This window comes from Kordia sp. E (assembly GCF_056033805.1).
Genome location: NZ_JBRASR010000023.1, coordinates 1 through 3,414 on the forward strand (window position 1 = coordinate 1; position 3,414 = coordinate 3,414).

At 34.2% G+C, this 3,414-nt stretch carries 1 protein-coding gene; it reads right to left on the reverse strand.

The window, feature by feature from the left end:
• Positions 1 to 3,414, reverse strand: a 3,414-nt coding sequence (locus tag ACUUYC_RS25410; RefSeq protein ID WP_474270655.1) for a thrombospondin type 3 repeat-containing protein, incomplete at both ends; no start/stop codon positions are given.

Here is a 3,414-nt window from a genome sequence, read left to right on the forward strand (position 1 = left end):
ATTCATATTTGTGTATGAATTGATCTGGTTTTTGTGGTTGGAAAGTTACATTCTTTACATTTCCACTAATAAGATCGTATTGATAATGCACTCTTTTTATATGCGACTCACAGTCAAGCACATCTGGCTGTATGGTACAATCAGGAATTTTAAGTTCAGTAATATACGTTACCAACTCTTTTACATTTCCATGTACATCATAGTTATAGAATAACGCATTGTCAAAAGAAGGAGCTTTACCCGCCTTAATTTCATCATAGTAAGTAACAGCAGTAACTCTATTTATACTATTAAAAGCTGTATACGGAGCTGTAAATAAGTCTGAAGAGTATACAACGTTAGTAGCATTGTTTTCTACTACAATTCGATCATCATAGGTAGTACGTGTTACTTCTCTTTTGTTGCATGAATCATAATGTGTATCAAAATTATTAACACGATCATTTCCTAGGAATAATTTCCCTTCTTCTGATATGTAATAGCTGTTTGTACTATCTTCTAGTTCTCCTGCTTCAAGAATTCTTCCAAGTCCATCGTAGCGTGTGTAACTAAAGTCTTTGGTAGGGTTTTCTTGTTGTTGCTTTTCATTTTGAGAAGCAATTATTCTTCCTAACTCATCATATGCAAATACTGTAATGCCGCCATCAGGCGTTTTTTGCCATACTAATTGATTTAATGAATTGTATTTGTATTCCGTTTTTAATTCGTGTGCAGGAAGGACTTCCGTACCCAAATTCGAACTTCTATGATCGTTAATAGTAACCATTTCAGTTGGAGTGTGCGAAGCTCTTTTTACACCTTCCGGCGGAACCGTTTGTGTAAGATTTCCTGCTTGGTCATAGTAATACAGTGTATATTGATATTCTTTATCTTCGTAACTAAGATTCAGTTTTTCTATAACACTACTCATTGCTTGCTGTGTGTAGTTTATTCTAAATTCTTGCTTTACACGCTCTATGTATGTATTGTAATTATCGAGTCCGTATGCTTCTGCAATATTGATCGCAAATTCTTGACAGTCACTTATGGTGTCATTTGTTTGTACGTCAATAGTAGGAAACATTGGTTTTGGTGGACATACAGTTGGATGTTCATCTAAAAACTTAATAGTGAAGTCTCTCCAGTTTTTGTAATTTTCATCATTAGGAGTTAGGTATACCAAAGGTGAATTGCTTACAGTACTATATAAAATATAAGCATCAATGACTCCTTGATAGTTATTAAATCCATAGTTTAAAGGTGTTGCCCCAAATTCTGCAATTGTTAAGAAATAAGGTGCAGTTACATCAACATTGTGTATATCACCACCAGCAAATCCTGTAAGATAGTTTATATAACCTTCCGTGATATATTGATAGTTCATGTCATCAAAATATTCTAAGTTATAGTTACTTGGCAAGTTATAATTTGGAATATCTCCAACAGCATCCGTATATGCTGCCCACATTTCTTGCCTTAACACAGGTCTTATTGTTTGTGGAATACAAGTAATACAAGGTTCATAGTCAGAAGTATTATTTTTGATTCTTATTTGTGTTTCTGCATTTTTAAAAGCAGTGTATCTTCCGCTGTCAGTTCTTATCTTATCTAAATCACAATTGAAATTTAGTGGAGAAGGTTTGTTTCTTCGAGCGCTATATTCGGATTGAAAAATAGTACTTATTGCAACAGTATTACCATTAAACTGAGAAGCATAGGTAATTTCATATTCCATTGGTAATGTATTAGAAGGCAATCCAGTAGGATCTATGGATATGAAGTTAGCATTATTGGCAATTCCATTTTGCATTAATGCATCAGTAAGTTCAATAACAACATAGTAGTCAGTCGTTGAATTAGAAAATGTAAGCTGTACTGCATTTGTAATTGTTTGATCAATTGCTACTGGAGCTTCCCACATTGTAGAAGAGAATGTAATACTTGAATCATTTAATAGGATGCGAGCATTTTCTTCAAAGAAATTTAATAAATCGTTACTTAAATATTGTATAACTTCTTGTGAGTTATAAAACCCATTTGTGCTTAGGACACTGTTAAACAGTTGTGTCATTCCTGTATTAAAAAGCAGCTGATTATCTTTAATTTCATCTATACAATCTGCACTACTATTATCATCATCACAAACATCACCAATTCCATCACTGTCAGCATCAAGTTGATCAGGGTTTTGTGCTGATGGGCAGTTATCACATACATCACCAATTCCGTCTCCATCCGTATCTACTTGACTCGGATTATATGTTTTTATACAATTGTCACAATCGTCAGGAATTCCATCTGCATCATCATCATTTTCAGCTGTTGCTACACCGCAAGGAGTATCATCACATAGGTCACCAATTCCATCTCCATCGGTATCTACTATTCCACAATCATTAGTACTATTACTACCATCACCATCGACATATGAACAACAATCGTAAGGTAGTGCTGTAACAGTTGCAGTAAATGTATAAGAAACTGACTGTGAAGTTCCAGTGTAGTTAACATTAGCTTCTATATTAATATTTGTATTAGAATTGAAACTGATGCCTGTAAAGGCTATAATTCCATTCTGAGAAGGAACGTTACCACTTGCTAGAGAAGCGAAACTATGCGTTTCTCCATTGTATTGAAAATTTGAAAAATTAGAAAGTTCTAATACTGTGCTTCCATTAATTGTTATGGTATAATTTCCGTTTCCATTGTTATTCCAAATTCCCGTAGCACTGAGTGGCGTATCTCCTAAGAATTCTGGAAGAAAATCATCATTATTATATGCTTCTATAGATTGTAAGTTTATAGGAGAAGAACTAATTGGAATTAGTGCATTTAGTACGTTTCGCAAACTTACTGCAAATTCATCTTTGTCCTCACATTCTCCATCACTGTTTAAAATACCTCCATCACCTAAATCTTCTCCAATAGTTACACCATTAGTATCTGTAGCAACATTGTCTTGACCATCGACACTACATTCACCAATTCTAGCAATTGTGTTTCCACTGATGATTACTTCTTCAATTACTTGTGTTGTTCCAGGAGCTACTATTTTTGCAGTCATCATAAAACCAAACCTTCTTGGAGAAGCATTATCATAAGTAGTATATGAGAACTGACTAATTTCACTAATCTCCCAACTCGCCCCATAAGTACTCCAATTTAATGCAGTATTTGTTAAGGTTAAGTTTATGGCAGGAAATGTAGCGGAAGGCGTTCCAACATTGATACTAATTGCTACGTTTTGATTTGCTGCTGTCGATGTTATTGTGATTCCAGAATTAGGTACTGAACTACTTGTAGGATTTCCTCCTAAATCATCAAATAAGTCCATACTTAAGTAATTCCCATGAAAATCAAAATTTGCAAATCCTGAATTGTTAGTATTACTATCAGTGACAAGTCCTTTTAAGAAGGCTTCTAAATCACGTCCCA